The following is a 14,549-nucleotide window of genomic DNA, read 5'->3' as shown; positions in this document are numbered from 1 at the left end:
AGTCGACTCTAGCCGGGGGCGGAAGTACTCAGCGCAGGACCGAGTCGACGAGCGACTGGGCCTGCTCTTGGACGCGGGCGAGGTGGTCGGCGCCGAGGAACGATTCGGCGTAGATCTTGTAGACGTCCTCGGTGCCGGACGGGCGGGCCGCGAACCACGCGTTCTCGGTCGTCACCTTGAGACCGCCGATCGCGCGGCCGTTCCCCGGAGCCTCGGTGAGCACCGCGGTGATCGACTCCCCCGCCAACTCGGTTGCCGACACCTGACTCGCCGTCAATGCACCCAGCCGCGACTTCTGTTCGCGGTCGGCGGGCGCGTCGATACGCGCATAGGCTGACTCCCCGAACTGTTCGGCGAGCTCGGCATACCGCTCCGACGGGGTCTTGCCCGTCACCGCGAGGATCTCCGACGCGAGCAGATTCATGATGATCCCGTCCTTGTCGGTCGACCACGGCGCACCGCCGAACGTCAGGAACGACGCTCCGGCACTCTCCTCGCCGCCGAACGCGACCGACCCGTCGAGCAGCCCGTCGACGAAGTACTTGAAGCCGACCGGCACCTCCATCAGGTTGCGGCCGAGCCCGGCCACCACGCGGTCGATCAGCGATGACGACACCAGCGTCTTACCGACGGCGGCGTCGACACTCCAGCCGTCCCGATGCGAGAACAGGTAGTCGACGGCAACCGCCAGATAGTGGTTCGGGTTCATCAAACCCGCATCCCCGGTGACGATGCCGTGACGGTCGGCGTCGGCGTCGTTGCCGGTGGCGATGTCGAACTCGTCGCGGCGGGAGATCAGCGACGCCATCGCGTTCGGCGACGAACAGTCCATCCGGATCTTGCCGTCGGTGTCGAGCGTCATGAACCCGAACGCCGGATCGACCGTCGGATTCACCACCGTCATCGAGTCGAGCCCGTAGAAGTCCTTGATCTCCGACCAGTAGTTCACGGACGCGCCGCCCAGCGGGTCGGCGCCGATCTCGACGCCCGCCGCGCTGATGGCCGCGAGATTCACGACGTCGCCCAACGCGGTCACATACTCGCCGGAGAACGGGTAGTCGATCACCAGGTCGGACGTCCTCGCCTCCTCGAACCGGACACGCTGCACATCGCGCAGTCCGCGTGCGAGGATCTCGTTGGCGCGCTCGGCGATCGGCGTCGTGATCGGAGTGTCGGCTGGGCCGCCGCTCGGCGGGTTGTATTTGAAACCGCCCTCCGCGGGCGGGTTGTGCGACGGCGTCACCACGATCCCGTCGGCCTGTACGCCGGGATTCTCCGCGTTGAACCGCAGGATGGCGCGGCTCACCGCAGGCGTCGGCGTGTAATCGTCGTCGACGGCGGTGAATACGGGGACCCCGTTGCCGACGAGCACTTCGATCGCTGACCGCCACGCAGGTTTGGACAGCAGGTGCGTGTCGAAGCCGATGAACACCGGCCCGGCGATCCCCGCACGTCGACGATGCTCGACGATGGCCTGCGTCATCGCCAAGACGTGTGCCTCGTTGAACGACCCAGCCAGGCTCGCACCGCGGTGGCCCGACGTCCCGAACACCACCCGCTGCCCCGGATCCTGCACGTCGGGAGTGCGTTCGTAGTACGCGTTCTCGACGGCTGCGACGTCGATCAGGTCGTCGGCGCGGGCGGGGGTTCCAGCTCTCGGGTGCGGCATGTGAACGATTCTGCCACCGGGAGTTGGCTATTGTCGGGGGCGAGGCGATCACCGGATGTGGGGGAATTCATGCGCTTGTCGATACCGGGGCCCGAGCTGGCCGTCTTGGTCCTGCCCGGCGGCACCGACTTCAGCTACCGGCCGTTCTCGACGATGCAGAGCTCGGCACTGCGCATGTACCCGTTCACCGCGTCCATTCAGGCCGCGTTCGGTGCACGCGTGCGCATCCGCCAGTCCCGTTACCGCGTATACGGCTGGAACGGCGACCAAGCCAGCCCGATGCCGTACGCCCGCAACGACCTCGAACAGCTCGCCCGCGCATACCCGGACGTCCCGGTCGCCGTGATCGGGCATTCGATGGGCGGCCGGATCGCCGCGCAGCTCGGCGACGACGACCGCGTCACCGACATCCTCGCGCTGGCGCCGTGGTGGCAGTTCGCCGACTGGCGTCAGATCCACGACGAGGCGCGGGTCGTCGCGATACACGGTGAATCCGACACTGTCACGCGGCCCAAGCGCACCGCGAAGGGCATCGCTGAGCTCGCCGCGCGCGGCCTCGACGCCACCTACGTGCCGGTGCCCGGCGGAGGCCATCCAATGCTCGATCACATCGGCTTCTGGCACGGCGAAGCGCTCTCGTTCGTCTCACATGCGCTCGAGCGTGCCCGCGTGCGCGACAGCGTGACCGGATGACCACGCCGCCGCCCGCACTGACGGGCGTCGGCCTCGCACGATCGTTCGGCGCGCACCATGCCGTCGTCCACGCCGACATCGCACTGCACCCGGGGCGGATCACCGGCCTCGTCGGGCCCAACGGTGCGGGCAAGACCACGCTGCTGTTGATGCTCGCCGGTCTACTCGCCCCCGACCGCGGCGTCATCGCGACGGGCGACGGCGTCGCTGACCCGCAGGTGATGCGCAGCCGCATCGGGTGGATGCCCGACGTGTTCGGGACGTGGGAGTCGTTGACGCCGCGCGAGATCCTCGTCGCGTTCGGCCGGCTCAACGGAGCCGACCGAGCGACCGCCGATCAGCGGGCCCGCGATCTGCTCGCCCAAGTCCATCTCGTCGAGTTCACCGACCATCCAGCGTCCGGCCTCTCCCGTGGGCAGAAGCAGCGTCTCGGCCTGGCCCGCGCGCTGGTCAATCACCCACGGATCCTGTTGCTCGATGAGCCCGCGTCCGGTATGGATCCGCGCTCGCGTATCGAGCTCCGCGGACAGCTGCGGGCCGTCGCCGACGCGGGCGCCGCCGTCCTCGTGTCCTCGCACATCCTCGGCGAACTCGAAGAGATGGTCGACGACGTCGTGATGATGACCGGCGGACGTACGCGGCCACCCGCGGCCTCGACCACGCCGCGGTGGCGGGTCCGACTGGTGAACCAGCCGCCCGATCAGGCGGTCGTCATCGAACTCGCTGACGACGCGGCCGCGGCCGCCTACCTCGCACACTATGTCGCACAGGGCACACCGGTCGCCGAGTTCACCCGACTCGGCAACGGACTCGAACAGGCCTATCTCGATCTCGACGCGGACAGGACGTGACCGGAGTGAACCGCAACGCAGTGGCCGTCCTCGTCGGTCTGGAAGTCCGTCAGCGGATCCGGTCCACTCGCTGGAAGGTCACCGCGGGTCTCCTGTTCGCACTGACCAGCGTCCTGGTCCTCGGCTCCCTGTATCTGACGGTGGCCGTCGCGGGCGAGAGCTACCGGGACTGGGCGTCCAACCTCCTCGACATCACGCTGGCCGTGGTGCTGTTCCTCGGATTCGCGGCCGCGCCGACGTTGAGCGCGACGTCGATCAACGGTGACCGCCGGGATGCGACCCTCGCCCTCGTGCAGGCGGCTCCGATCTCCTCGTGGGATTTGGCGCTCGGCAAGCTCCTCGGCTCCTGGTTCGCTTCGCTCGCCCTGATCGGCGTCGCGCTGCCGTACCTGATCTGGGGTGCGGTATCGAGTCACACGTCTATTCTGTTCGCAATCCTCGCGATGATTGTGACCGCCGCGATCATGGGCGCCTACTGTGCGATCGGGTTGGCGTTCTCTTCGCTCACCTCCCGACCGGCCGCGTCGGCGATGCTCACCCAGGCGACGGTGCTGCTCCTTCTGCTGGGCTCGCCGATAGCGTTCGGGCTGACCTATCCGATGACGCAACAGAACCATCGTGTGACGGTCGCCGGCTGGGACTTCGACGACGCTACCTCGGAAGCCATTTGCCGTCTCGACAAACGGGAGGAGCGGTTCAACCACACCGAGTACACGTGGTGGCTGCTGGCTCCGAACCCGGTGCTGATCGTGTCGGACGTCGTGTCGGCGGGCATCGACCGACCCGACGACTCGCCGTTCGTCGGTGGCGCGGGCTTCTTCGCATTCCTCCAGTCCGCCGCGCGTGCCGGACCTGATGTGCGCTCGGAGGGATGCGACGCGCTGACGACCCCCGGGCTGTCGGGGGACGACGAGCGGCTCGCCCGCCATGTCGGAGACAGCTGGTACATCGGCTTGGCCGTCACCGTCGTCATCGGCTGCGCATCCCTCGCGGTCGCGGCGCGCCGGCTGCGTGTGCCTGCACACAAGCTCGGCAGGGGCGTGCGGGTGGCGTAGCGTCGACGACGTGATCACCGTCGCCCGCGTCTACGATCCGCCGAACACCGACCGGGTGTTCGTCGACCGGCTGTGGCCGCGCGGCATCAGGAAAGACGACCCGCGCATCGGGCGGTGGTTCAAGGATGTGACGCCGTCGAGCGAGCTGCGGTCCTGGTACCACGCACACCGCGACCGGTACGACGACTTCGTCGCGCGCTATCGCGAGGAACTCGCGTCGGGTCCGGCGGCACAGGCTCTCGACGAGCTGCGTGCGCTGGCCGCAGCCGGAGACGTGGAACTGGCGACCGCGGCGAAGGACGTCGAGCACAGTCATGTCCCCGTGCTGGTTGAGACCCTCACCGCGTGACCCGTTCGCGCACACCGAGCAACGCCCCGCATGCCTGCGCAACCTTCGCCGCGTCGGGCTCCTCCCCACTGATCACGTTGGCGTAGACGAACGTCTCGGTGATGCGGACCAGGATGAGCGCCAGATCCGGCACCGGCATCGGCGGATCGAGCCGCCCGGCGACGACCTCGTAGTCGATGAACGCGGCAACCCGCTCGACGATGCGGGGCTGCACCCCGCCCACCTTCGTCGTCATTAGTCGCCACGCCCGTTCGGGCTCACGGGACAGGAAGTCGCGGAAGTACGCCGCACTGTTCGCGAGGACCGCGAACTCACGCATCATCGTCGCGATGCGCTCGCCGCCGACGCCGACGGCGCGGCGGGCGGCCGCATCCATCGTCATCTCGGTCAACGACCAGATCACTTCGCCGAGAAGTCCGTCGCGGCCGTTGAACCGACGGTAGAGGGTGCTGCGATTGATGCCCGCCGCGGCGGCGAGCTCCCCCACTTCGAGCCGTCGGCCCGACACGAACTGCCGCGTCGCCAGGACGAGCACCTCGTCGGACTTCACTCGCGATTCATCTCCTCGGCGACAACGCACCATCTTGGTGGAATGGTGCACCAAAGTGTGACTAATGTAGGAAACTAGTCGATAGCGGCGTGAGGCCGCTCACTTTTCGGCGAAACAAGTGCGAACCGACTCGCTCGGCGCAAACGAAGGAGACTCGATGATCCAGTCCACGATGCAACACGGCGCCCTGACCATCTCGAGCCTGGTCGAGTACAGCCGTCGCATCTTCCCCGAAGCACGGATCCGCACGTGGACGGGCGAAGGCTTCCGGGACGTGTCGTTCTCCGACATCGGCGACACCGGCGCGAAGATCGCCAACGCACTCGCCAAGCTCGGTATCGAACGCGGCGACCGCGTCGCCACCTTCATGTGGAACAACAACGAGCACCAGGCGATCTATGCGGGCGTCCCGTCGATGGGCGCCGTGCTCCACACGCTCAACCTGCGCTTGTCGCCGGAGCAGGCCGTCTTCATCATCAACCACGCCGACGACAAGGTGATCTTCGTCGACGCCACCGTCGCCCCCATGCTCTCGCAGTACCTGCCGGGCACACCCAACGTGCAGCACGTGATTGTCGTCAACGGACCGGTCGACGCGATCGACGCGCCGGAGGGCATCACCGTCCACCAGTTCGACGAACTGATCGCCGACGAGGCGACGACGTACGCGTGGCCGGAGATCGACGAGAACGACGCTGCGGTCATGTGCTACACCTCCGGGACCACCGGCGACCCGAAGGGCGTGGTCTACTCACACCGCAGCATCTACCTGCACTCGCTGATCGTCACCACGACCATGGGCATGCGGTTGTCGAGCACCGACACCATGCTCGCGATCGTGCCGATGTTCCACGTCATGTCGTGGGGCCTGCCGTACGCCGCGATGATGGCGGGCGCGACGCTCATCATGCCCGACCGTTTCTTGCAGCCCGAGCCGCTGCTGACGATGATGGCTGAGGGACGCCCGACGTTGGCTGCCGCGGTCCCCACCATCTGGCAGGGTGTGTCCGCGCTGCTCGACGCGAAGCCGCAGGACATCACGCACTTGCGCGAGGTGGTCGTCGGCGGCGCAGCGGTGCCGCCCGCGATGATCAAGAAGTTCGACGGATACGGCGTCCGCATCACCCACGCGTGGGGCATGACCGAGACGTCGCCGCTGGGCAGCGTCGCCCGCCCGCCGATGGGGGTGGCCGACGAGGAGGCCGAGTTCGCCTACCGCGTCACCCAGGGGCGGTTCCCGTCGCCAGTCGCCGCACGGATCATCGGCGACGACGGCCAGGAGCAGCCGTGGGACGGCGAGGCCGTGGGCGAGCTCGAAGTGTCCGGACCGTGGATCACCGGCTCGTACTACCAGCCGGACGGCAACGTGACCGACGAATCGAAGTTCCACGACGGCTGGCTGCGCACCGGCGACGTCGCGACGGTCACCCCGGACGGCTTCATGACGATCGTCGACCGCGCCAAGGACATGATCAAGACGGGCGGCGAATGGATCTCGTCGGTGGAGCTCGAGAACATCATCGCCTCGAACCCGGCGGTCGTCGAAGCCACCGTCGTCGGCGTCCCCGATAAGAAGTGGGATGAGCGTCCGTTCGTCCTCGCCGTCGTCCGGAGCGACGACGACGCCGACATCGACGCCCACAAGAAGTACCTGGAAGACCAGGTGCCGCGCTGGCAGATCCCCGAGCGTTGGTCGTTCGTGACCGAGGTCCCCAAGACCTCGGTCGGCAAGTTCGACAAGAAGCGTGTGCGCAAGCACTACGCGGAAGGCGACTACACCGTTCTCGGCGATCCCGAGGCGTGAGGACTCGCAACTTCAAGTGACCGACGGTACCGTGGCAACGGTAATCGGTCTTCAAGTGACAGGAGCACATCATGATCGATCAAGCACTGTGGGAAGCCCTGCAGAACAACGACGCACTTCTGGGCGCACTCCGCCTCATGTTCTCGGGTCTGGCATAGACCGGTAGTGACCTACCGCGGCCCGCGCACCGTCCTCGGTGCGCGGGCCGTTCTGTCTGTGCGACACGTCGACAGGGGCCGACGACCTGTAGCCGTCAACCCGTACGTCCCGTCTAAACTCGCTGTGTGAGCCGCAGGAAGAAATTGACGCTGGTGGCACTCGGCACCGTCGTCGCCCTCGTCCTGGGCGTCACCGTGTGGGTCCTCGTCGCCAAGGATTATGCGTTCCACGAGGAGCGCGTGACGATTCCCGGTCCGCGCGGCGAACTCCACGGCGTCCTCGCCACCCCGGCCAACGAGGAGGGACCGTACGGGCTCGTCGTCTTCGTCCACGACGACGGCCCCGTCGACGCCGATGACGGCGATCACCTCAAGCCGCTCTGGGACGCGTTCGCCGAGGCAGGCTTCGCCTCGTTGTCGTGGGACAAGCCCGGCGTGGAAGGCGCGCCCGGCGATTGGCTCGACCAGTCGATGCACGATCGCGCGACGGAGGTCGACTCGGCTATCGCGTGGGTGCATACTCGCGACGACATCGACCAGACGCGCGTCGGTGCGTGGGGTCTCGGTCAGGCCGGCTGGGTACTCCCCGAGGTCGCGCGGGCACGCCCCGATCTCCGTTTCATGATCGCCGTCGACCCTGCGATCAACTGGCTGCGCCAAGACGAGTTCGCGGCGCGCGCCGAAGCCGTGGCCGACGGCGATTCACCCGGAGAGCTCGCCGCCACCGTGGATCGTCGCACCAAGCGGGCGGCATTGATCCGGCGAAAGGCCGACTACACCGAGTACCTGGCTTCGCATGTCGACGTGGACCCGATGGCTGCCGACCGGTGGGCGTTCATCACACGCAACGCGGGCTCGGATTCGACGGCGTCCCTCACGTCCGTTCCCATCCCGACGCTGCTCCTCCTCGGCGGCCGCGACAGATCCGTCGACGTCGCCGAAACCGAACGCGTCTACCGCGACCGAATCGAGCCGGACTTGTTGACGGTGAAGGACTTTCCGGAGGGAACGCATCGGCTGACGCGCAACGACATCGAGTACCGCGGCAACGACATCCGCACTGTCGGACGCTCGATCCTGGCACCGAAGAGCGTCTACGTGCCGGGTTACCTGGACGCCCTCCGAGTCTTCGCCAAGCGGCAGACCGAATAACGTCCGTTTAGTCTAGTCTGTTCGCAGTACGTCAAACGACTTAACGAAGGGCTCTCCATGATCGACAGCATCCTGTGGGACACGATCTCCAGCAACGACTACGTCCTCAACGCTCTGCTCTACGTCTTCTCCGGGCTGGCCTAGGCCTCTCGCTCGACTGACGCACAAGAGCCCCACCTTGCCAGCAGGTGGGGCTCTTGCGTTGGTCGATCTGCCGACGCCGTCAGGAAGGCGTGGTGACGCGAGACGTGAGGTAGGTACCCAACTCGCTTGACCTGCCCGAATACGAGAGATCCCCTGGTCAATGACGACCAGGGGATCTCTCACTCGTGGAGCCGCCGGGAATTGAACCCGGGTCCTCCGTCACTTCGGTGGGGCTTCTCCGTGTGCAGTCCGCTATGTCTCTACTTGGATCTCCCGGTCTCACGAACAAGCCGGGATGACGATCCCAGTCGCTGTTTGATGTCCTGCCGTCGTCCGCGACCGACGCCGACAGTGAGTCCCCTAGCTGATGCCGGCATCCGGTTCCGGGAACTTAGAACCGGGCCGACAGACTAGCCTCGCTGATCAGGCAGCGAGTGCGTAGTCGCGCTGATTGGAATCGGCGCTTAATTGTTTGCTGCGACGCTTACGGTGGTCTCCAGCCTGCACCGACACGCTTCCCCCACCTCGATGCACGTAGTCGAAACCGATCGGCCCCGAGGTGGTCTCCCCTGTTTCCAGCGGAGTGGTGTCCCCTGTTTCCAGCGGACACCCCATCATAACGAACCCGACCGACACTTTCATCCCGGTATCACCGAAGACCCGTCGATTCGGTCAGCCGATGCGCAGCAGGGCGCTGTCGGTGGACGCCACCGGCACCGTGATCGTGCCGCCGGACGCGTGCACCCGACGACCGGTCCATACGTCGGTCGCGGCGACGACGTCGCCCGCGAGGTTCACCTCGTCGAGATCGAACGACATGTCGCGCGCCGCCGACTCCCCGTTGGTCAACGACACGATGAGCCCCTGCGAGCCGATGGCCCGCGAGAACCGCTCGTCGTCGCCGTTGATGGGCGCGCCCGCGGTCCGCCTGCTGTCGCGGCCGATCGCCAGCACGTCGCGGTTAGCGACGGTCGCGATGTGCGCGTGGTCGAGCAGAGCGGCCTCCCCGCTGAACACCAACGGTTGCGCCGCCATCACATGCCGGGTGATCGCGGTGCGCAGCGCGGGCAACGGGATGTCGGCCCGCATCGCGGCGCTCACGTCGGCGTCGTTGGACGGAATCACCGAGAGTCGCAGACCCTGATCGTCGAGACGAGCGTGAAGCGCGGAATCATCGAGGGCGGCTGGCGCCTGTGCGGCGTCGCAGACCACATACAACGAGCGGTATCCGGCATCCGCGAGACCGCGAGCGACGATACCGTCGCCGTCGGCGCGCACCCGATCGGGCGGCGTCGCGCACCCGTCGCCGACGACCCATCCGAGCACCGGCGTCGGCTCTTCTGCGGACCGGGGGTCGGCGCCGCACGCGGACGCCGACAGGCCGCACGCAACGACGGCGAGCACTGCCAAGCACCGCGCCCGCACTGTCACGGCGGGTCTCACATGCCTTTCACGCGACGGCCGACGATGCGCTCGACCTCTCGTTTGGCAGTCCGTTCGGCGATGTCGCGCCGCTTGTCATGGGCCTGTTTACCGCGAGCCAACGCCAACTCGACCTTCGCATGTCCATCGGAGAAGTACATCTGCAACGGGACCAGCGTCAGGTTGCCGTCGCGGATCTTGCCGATCAGGTTGTCGATCTCGCGGCGGTGCATCAGCAACTTGCGTTTGCGACGCGGCGCGTGGTTGGTCCACGTCCCGCTGCCGTACTCGGCGATGTGCACCGCGTTGAGCCACACCTCGCCGTCGTCGATCGTGGCGAACGCGTCGACGAGCGACGCCTTGCCTTCGCGGAGGGCCTTGACCTCGGTGCCCTGCAGCACCATGCCGGCCTCGAACGTCTCGAGGATGGTGTAGTTGTGCCGGGCTTTGCGGTTGCTGGCGATCACCGACTTGCCCTTTTCTCTGGGCACGTTGCGCTCCTCCAGGTGTAGTCGGGGTGGTCCTACGGTCGGACCGGTTCACCACTGCCCGTGTTATTCACGGACGTAGACGCGCAACGTTCCGTACGAGGTGATGCCGGCCAAGACGATGCCTGCCAACACCAGCCACGGGGACACGAACCACACGTCCGCGTTCGTGATGCGCGCCAGGATGTTCACACCGTAGAGGTCTTCGAGCGCTTTGTCGAAGAAGAATATCTTGCCCAGAAACAGGCCGCCGATCGCAAGCACCGCGCCGATGACGGCGGCGATCACCGCCTCCAGTAGGAACGGCAGCTGCGTGTACCAGCGGGTGGCGCCGACCAGACGCATGATCGACACCTCCGTCCGTCTCGTATAGGCGGCTATCTGCACGGTGTTGACGATCAGCAGGATGGCCGCCACCGCCAGGACGGCCGCGATGGCGAACGCAGCGTTGCGCGCGCCGTCAAGCACACTGAAGATGCGTTTCACCAGGTCCCGCTGGTCGAGGACGCCGTCGACGCCCTGAGCTTTCGAGAACTTGTCGAGGACCGCACCGAACCGGTCCGGATCGTCCATGCGGACGCGGAGCGCACCCTGGTACGCCTCCTTGCGGATGAAGTCGGCGAGCTCGGGTGAATCCTTCTCCCACGCCGCCTTCGCGGTGCGGAACGCCTGATCCTGGCTGATGAAGGTCACCGATCCGACCCCCGGCTCGGCCTCCAGATCGTTCCGGAGCGTCGTGCACGGCGCTTCCAAGCAGTTCGGGTCCCGCTCGGTCACCTCGTCGTTGATGAAGAACTGCATCTCGACGCGGTCGAGGAAGATCTTCTGGCTCTTGTCGGCCATCTGGATCACCAGCATGCCGCCGCCGAGGATGCCGAGCGTGATGGCGGTCGTCAGGATCATGGCGACCGTCATGGTGATGTTGCGACGGAATCCGTTGAGGACTTCGCCGATGATGAAATTCGCGCGCATGCGTGCTCGCCTCTCGTAGTCTGCGAAGTCGTCGGTCAGCCGATGCCGTACACGCCGTATTGGTCGTTGCGGACGAGCTTGCCGTTGTCGAACTCAAGGACTCGACGTCGCATCGCGTCGACGATGTGGCGGTCGTGCGTCGCCATCACCACGGTCGTGCCGCGACGGTTGACCCGGTCGAGCACTTCGACGATTCCCTCGCTCGTCTCGGGGTCGAGGTTGCCGGTCGGCTCGTCGGCCAACAGCAACTGCGGACGGTTGACGATGGCGCGCGCGATGGCGACTCGCTGCATCTCACCGCCGGACAGCTCGAACGGCATCCGGTCGGCCTTGCCCGACAGCCCGACGTACTCCAGGGTCTCCGGCACCGCGTCGCGGATCGTCGACGACGGTTTGCCGATCACTTCGAGAGCGAACGCCACATTGTCGGCGACAGTCTTCTGCTGCAGCAACCGGAAGTCCTGGAACACGCAGCCGATGGACTGCCGCAGCTTCGGCACATCGCGGTTGCGAAGCGTGTTCACGTGGAAGTCGCCGACCTCGATCTCGCCGGACGTCGGCTTGTCCTCTTTGAGGAGCAACCGGAAGAACGTCGACTTCCCCGACCCCGACGGCCCGATCAGGAACGCGAACTCGCCCTTGTCGATCTCAAAAGACAGGTCCGACAAGGCGGGCCTGCTCGACTTCGCGTATTGCATCGTCACGTTCGACAGCTTGATCACGGTGACCAAGTGTACTGATCGATGCGGTCACCGACCGTCGCCGCTGCCCGGAGTCGTGTCGGTAGTCTCGTCCGGTGCGTCGAGCTCCGGCATGAGCTGCGTCGGCAGCGGTGCAGTCCGCCGCGGCTGCAACGGCGTCGTCGACTGCGTCTGCCCCGTCGTCTGCTCGGTGTCGTCGGTCGGCTCCGTGGTGGACTCCGTCGTCGACTCGACGGTGGTGCTCGGCGTCCGGGAGGTCGTTTCGGTCGACTCGGTGGCCGGGGCCTGCGTGTCCACGGGCTGCTCGGTGGTCCGAGTCGGTTTCACCGCGTCCTTGGGCGGATAGTGCTGCGACGTGAAGCCGTACAGCGCCAACAGCGCGAACCAGAGCACGATCAACACAACCGTCGTCGTGCGCACCCGAGTGTGATAGATGTGCTTCAGCCGCTCGAAGCGCGTCTGCTGCTGCCCGTCGGTCATTCGTCACCCCCGTCGCGAGCCTCGTCCGGCGCCGCATCGGCAGCTGTCTGCGCGACCGTCTGGTTGCGGACTGCCTTCGAGACGGTGACGCCGTGGCGGGCGAGCGCGAAGATGATCTCCGACCGCAACGCACGACCGATGTCGAACTGCTGACCCGGAAGCGTTCTGGCCACCATGCGCACCGTCGCCGAATCGAGTTCGAGGTTCGTCACCCCCAGCGGTTGCGGCGCGTCGAGCAGCAGCCGATGCCACCGCGGCTTCTCGTAGAACTCCTGCCCCACTTCGCGGAGCGTCGCGTTGACGACGTTGATGTCCGCGTCGAGCGGAACGGGGACGTCGACGACGGCGCGTGCCCAGTCCTTGGACAGGTTGGTCGCCTTGATCATCTGCCCGTTGGGCACGGTGATCAGCTCACCGTCGGAGTTCCGCAGCCGGGTGACGCGCAACGTCACATCTTCGACGGTGCCTTCGGCCTCCAGGCCGCCGGTCACCGCGAGATTCACGACGTCGCCGTAGCCGTATTGATGCTCGGCGATGATGAAGAAGCCGGCGAGCACATCCTGCACGACCCGCTGCGCGCCGAAACCGAGAGCCGCGCCGAGCACGGCGCTCAGACCGACGAGGCTCGACGTCGGGACCCACACCGCCAGGATCTTGAGGCCGACGACGATCACGACGACGGCGATCAACGTCCACGCGACCACGTCGACCAGGGCGCGCCGGTGCTTGAGGTCCTCGGATTGGACGATGTCTTCGCTGAGTTCGAACTGTGCCACCGCGCGCTGCGAGTACCGACCGGCGACCCAGCGGATGAAGCGGGCGATCAGGATGGCGCCGATGACCCACACCAGCATCTGGACGAAGTCGACGGCCAGCCAGCGTTCGATGGAGCGCAGCCACGAGGGCAGCCCGAATTCGTCGACGAGGTATGTCATCGCGGGCCGACTACGAGTCCTCGTCCATCCGCCAGCGGATGCCCGCTTCGATGAACTGATCGAGGTCGCCGTCGAGCACGTTGCTCGGGTTGTTGCTCTCGACGTTGGTCCGCAGGTCCTTGACCATCTGGTACGGGTGCAGCACGTACGAGCGCATCTGATTGCCCCAACTGGCGCCCGTGTCGCTCTTGAGCGCATCCATCTGGGCGCGCTCCTCCTGGCGTTTGCGTTCGAGGAGTTTGGCCTGCAGGACGCGCATCGCGGCCGCCTTGTTCTGCAGTTGGCTCTTCTCGTTCTGGCAGGTGACGACGATACCGGTCGGCACGTGCGTCAGACGGACCGCCGAGTCGGTGGTGTTGACCGACTGGCCGCCGGGCCCGGACGACCGGTAGACGTCGACGCGCAGATCGTTCTCGTCGATGTCGATGTGGTCGGTGGTCTCGACGACGGGCAGGATCTCCACTTCGGCGAACGACGTCTGACGCCTGCCCTGGTTGTCGAACGGGCTGATGCGAACGAGTCGGTGCGTGCCCTGCTCCACCGACAGGGTGCCGTACATGTAGGGCGCCTTGACCGCGAACGTCGCCGACTTCAGTCCGGCCTCTTCGGCGTACGACGTGTCGTACACCTCCACCGAGTGGTCGTGCTGTTCGGCCCAGCGGATGTACATGCGCATCAACATCTGCGCCCAGTCGGCGGCGTCGACGCCACCCGCACCGGCGCGAATGTTGACGACGGCCTCACGCGCGTCGTACTCGCCCGCCAGCATCGTTTTGACTTCCATCGCCTCAATGTCGCGCCTGAGGTCGGCTCGCTCGTTGTCTGCGTCGGCGACGGCTTCGGCAGCAGCGTCGCCCTCCTCGGCTTCGGCGAGTTCGTAGAGCACCGGCAGGTCGTCCAGCCGGGACCGCAGTTCGGAGGCGCGACGCAGTTCGGCCTGGGCGTGCGAGAGCTCGCTCGTCACCCTCTGCGCGTGGTCCTGGTCGTTCCACAGACCCGGATCGGAGGCCTGCATCTCCAGCTCGTCGATGCGGCGACGAAGCTCGTCGAGGTCCATCACCTTCTCGACGGTGGTGAGAGTTGCGTCGAGGGATTCGAGGTCGGCAGAGGCTTCTGGATGCACTGA

General features: G+C 66.5%; 15 protein-coding genes and 1 other RNA gene. 6 read left to right on the top strand and 10 right to left on the bottom strand.

The window, feature by feature from the left end; translation table 11 throughout:
• Positions 1 to 28: 28 nt before the first annotated feature.
• On the bottom strand, positions 29 to 1,669 hold the full coding sequence (gene pgm / locus L5G33_RS01525) for a phosphoglucomutase (alpha-D-glucose-1,6-bisphosphate-dependent) (protein ID WP_236996370.1): 1,641 nt from the start codon (positions 1,667 to 1,669) through the stop codon (positions 29 to 31).
• Between the two features lie 69 nt (positions 1,670 to 1,738).
• Between pgm and L5G33_RS01520 the strand changes: the two genes are divergently transcribed.
• Genes L5G33_RS01520 through L5G33_RS01505 form a run of 4 tightly spaced genes read left to right on the top strand, consistent with a single transcriptional unit; the run spans position 1,739 to position 4,617 of the window.
• Positions 1,739 to 2,362 (top strand): alpha/beta fold hydrolase, encoded by a 624-nt coding sequence (locus tag L5G33_RS01520; RefSeq protein ID WP_236996369.1) that lies wholly within the window; start codon positions 1,739 to 1,741, stop codon positions 2,360 to 2,362.
• Positions 2,359 to 3,213 (top strand): ABC transporter ATP-binding protein, encoded by an 855-nt coding sequence (locus tag L5G33_RS01515; protein WP_236996368.1) that lies wholly within the window; start codon positions 2,359 to 2,361, stop codon positions 3,211 to 3,213. Before L5G33_RS01520 ends, L5G33_RS01515 begins: the two co-directional genes overlap by 4 nt.
• Complete coding sequence (locus L5G33_RS01510; RefSeq protein WP_236996367.1) at positions 3,210 to 4,268, top strand: ABC transporter permease; 1,059 nt, start codon at positions 3,210 to 3,212, stop codon at positions 4,266 to 4,268. Before L5G33_RS01515 ends, L5G33_RS01510 begins: the two co-directional genes overlap by 4 nt.
• 10 nt (positions 4,269 to 4,278) lie before the next feature.
• Positions 4,279 to 4,617, top strand: a complete 339-nt coding sequence (locus tag L5G33_RS01505) for a DUF488 domain-containing protein (RefSeq protein ID WP_372476837.1) — start codon at positions 4,279 to 4,281, stop codon at positions 4,615 to 4,617.
• On the opposite strand, the gene L5G33_RS01500 is transcribed toward L5G33_RS01505, so the two are convergent.
• The gene (locus tag L5G33_RS01500; RefSeq protein WP_236996366.1) at positions 4,607 to 5,167 is read right to left on the bottom strand and encodes a TetR/AcrR family transcriptional regulator; all 561 of its coding nucleotides are present in this window, start codon (positions 5,165 to 5,167) and stop codon (positions 4,607 to 4,609) included. The two genes, L5G33_RS01505 and L5G33_RS01500, sit on opposite strands and share 11 nt — an antisense overlap.
• Positions 5,168 to 5,324: 157 nt before the next feature.
• On the opposite strand from L5G33_RS01500, the gene L5G33_RS01495 reads away from it, so the two are divergent.
• The gene (locus L5G33_RS01495) at positions 5,325 to 6,971 is read left to right on the top strand and encodes a long-chain fatty acid--CoA ligase (protein WP_236996365.1); all 1,647 of its coding nucleotides are present in this window, start codon (positions 5,325 to 5,327) and stop codon (positions 6,969 to 6,971) included.
• Between the two features lie 284 nt (positions 6,972 to 7,255).
• On the top strand, positions 7,256 to 8,281 hold the full coding sequence (locus L5G33_RS01490; RefSeq protein WP_236996364.1) for an alpha/beta hydrolase family protein: 1,026 nt from the start codon (positions 7,256 to 7,258) through the stop codon (positions 8,279 to 8,281).
• Positions 8,282 to 8,608: 327 nt separating this feature from the next.
• Here the strand turns inward: L5G33_RS01490 and ssrA are convergent.
• The 8 genes from ssrA to prfB form a co-directional block, all read right to left on the bottom strand.
• Positions 8,609 to 8,981, bottom strand: a transfer-messenger RNA (tmRNA) gene (ssrA, locus tag L5G33_RS01485).
• Positions 8,982 to 9,097: 116 nt separating this feature from the next.
• A complete protein-coding gene (locus L5G33_RS19340; RefSeq protein ID WP_236996363.1) occupies positions 9,098 to 9,829 on the bottom strand; it encodes a hypothetical protein in 732 nt (243 codons plus the stop codon).
• Between the two features lie 35 nt (positions 9,830 to 9,864).
• On the bottom strand, positions 9,865 to 10,338 hold the full coding sequence (gene smpB, locus L5G33_RS01475; protein WP_236996362.1) for an SsrA-binding protein SmpB: 474 nt from the start codon (positions 10,336 to 10,338) through the stop codon (positions 9,865 to 9,867).
• A gap of 63 nt (positions 10,339 to 10,401) precedes the next feature.
• Positions 10,402 to 11,307, bottom strand: a complete 906-nt coding sequence (gene ftsX, locus L5G33_RS01470) for a permease-like cell division protein FtsX (RefSeq protein WP_236996361.1) — start codon at positions 11,305 to 11,307, stop codon at positions 10,402 to 10,404.
• Positions 11,308 to 11,342: 35 nt separating this feature from the next.
• The gene (gene ftsE, locus L5G33_RS01465) at positions 11,343 to 12,029 is read right to left on the bottom strand and encodes a cell division ATP-binding protein FtsE (protein ID WP_236996360.1); all 687 of its coding nucleotides are present in this window, start codon (positions 12,027 to 12,029) and stop codon (positions 11,343 to 11,345) included.
• Positions 12,030 to 12,056: 27 nt separating this feature from the next.
• On the bottom strand, positions 12,057 to 12,488 hold the full coding sequence (locus L5G33_RS01460; RefSeq protein ID WP_236996359.1) for an Rv3103c transmembrane domain-containing protein: 432 nt from the start codon (positions 12,486 to 12,488) through the stop codon (positions 12,057 to 12,059).
• Positions 12,485 to 13,423, bottom strand: coding sequence for a mechanosensitive ion channel family protein (locus tag L5G33_RS01455; protein ID WP_236996358.1), 939 nt, complete (start codon positions 13,421 to 13,423; stop codon positions 12,485 to 12,487). The genes L5G33_RS01460 and L5G33_RS01455 overlap by 4 nt, the downstream gene beginning before the upstream one ends.
• A 10-nt stretch (positions 13,424 to 13,433) precedes the next feature.
• Entirely contained in the window at positions 13,434 to 14,546 is a 1,113-nt protein-coding gene (gene prfB, locus L5G33_RS01450; protein WP_236996357.1) for a peptide chain release factor 2, read from the bottom strand.
• Between the last annotated feature and the right edge of the window lie 3 nt (positions 14,547 to 14,549).

This window comes from Gordonia liuliyuniae, from assembly GCF_021738805.1.
Classification (GTDB): domain Bacteria; phylum Actinomycetota; class Actinomycetes; order Mycobacteriales; family Mycobacteriaceae; genus Gordonia; species Gordonia liuliyuniae.
Note: the sequence above shows the minus strand (reverse complement) of the source record. Positions and strands in the feature narration are given on the sequence as shown.

Coding starts and splice junctions, on each gene's coding strand:
- pgm (WP_236996370.1), bottom strand. CDS start 1,669: ATGCCGCACCCGAGAGCTGGAACCCCCGCCCGCGCCGACGACCTGATC.
- L5G33_RS01520 (WP_236996369.1), top strand. CDS start 1,739: ATGCGCTTGTCGATACCGGGGCCCGAGCTGGCCGTCTTGGTCCTGCCC.
- L5G33_RS01515 (WP_236996368.1), top strand. CDS start 2,359: ATGACCACGCCGCCGCCCGCACTGACGGGCGTCGGCCTCGCACGATCG.
- L5G33_RS01495 (WP_236996365.1), top strand. CDS start 5,325: ATGATCCAGTCCACGATGCAACACGGCGCCCTGACCATCTCGAGCCTG.
- ftsX (WP_236996361.1), bottom strand. CDS start 11,307: ATGCGCGCGAATTTCATCATCGGCGAAGTCCTCAACGGATTCCGTCGC.
- L5G33_RS01460 (WP_236996359.1), bottom strand. CDS start 12,488: ATGACCGACGGGCAGCAGCAGACGCGCTTCGAGCGGCTGAAGCACATC.
- L5G33_RS01455 (WP_236996358.1), bottom strand. CDS start 13,423: ATGACATACCTCGTCGACGAATTCGGGCTGCCCTCGTGGCTGCGCTCC.